The organism is Candidatus Hydrogenedentota bacterium (genome assembly GCA_016791475.1).
Lineage (GTDB): Bacteria > Hydrogenedentota > Hydrogenedentia > Hydrogenedentales > JAEUWI01 > JAEUWI01.
Map to the genome: position 1 here is coordinate 1 of JAEUWI010000126.1, position 907 is coordinate 907.

The 907-nt window shown below is 66.9% G+C and carries 1 protein-coding gene and 1 pseudogene; both read left to right on the forward strand.

The genetic code is table 11. From position 1 onward, the window contains the following. Nucleotides 1-168: pseudogene (locus JNK74_28210) on the forward strand (macrolide ABC transporter ATP-binding protein). 59 nt (nucleotides 169-227) lie between these two features. Continuing rightward, nucleotides 228-907: ABC transporter permease (locus JNK74_28215; GenBank protein ID MBL7650073.1), on the forward strand; the 680-nt coding region annotated here is incomplete at its 3' end.

Sequence of the window (907 nt, forward strand, 5' to 3'; positions counted from 1 at the left end):
GACGAACCGACCGGCGCGCTCGACTCCAAGACCAGCGTCGAGGTGATGGGCCTGTTGCAGAGCCTCAACCGCGAAGGCATCACGGTGGTGCTGGTGACCCACGAGGCCGATGTCGCGGCTTACGCGCGCCGCATCATCCACTTTCGCGACGGCCGGGTCGTCGAAGATCACGTCAACGCGGCACGCGCGGTTGGGAGCGACGCGGCGCCGGCCGCGCCGGAGGCGGCATGAATCTCTGGTCCACGCTGTTGATCGCGCTCAATGCGCTGAAAGTCAACAAGCTGCGCTCGACCCTCACCATGCTGGGCATCATCATCGGCGTGGGCGCGGTCATCACCATGCTGGCGGTGGGCAACGGCGCGCAAGCGCGGGTGGAGGAGCAGATCAAGCTTTTGGGCAGCAACGTCATGATCATGTTCCCGGGCTCCACCTTGGCCTCGGGCGCGCGCGGCGGTGCCGGCAGCGTGCAGTCCCTGACCGAGGACGACGCGCAGGCGATCGTGCGCGAAGTACCGGAAGTGCAGGTCGCCGCGGCGACCATGCGCGGCTCCGGTCAGGCCATCTTCGGCAACAGCAACTGGTTCACCACTTTCCACGGGATCAACAACGACTTCTTCGAGGCGCGCGACTGGCCGCTGGCCGTCGGGCGCGACTTCGAAGGTCCGGAGATGAGCGGCGCCGGCAAGGTGGCCATCATCGGCCAGACCGTGCTGGCCAAACTCTTCGGCGACAACGCCCAGCCCGAAGAGGCGCTCGGCCAGACCGTGCGCGTACGCCAGGTGCCGTTCACGGTCGTCGGCGTACTGTCCAAGAAGGGCCAGAGCATGCTCGGAGCTGATCAGGACGACGCGATCTTCGTGCCGCTCACGACCGCGCGTTATCGCCTGTTCGGCAACCAGGCCGGCAA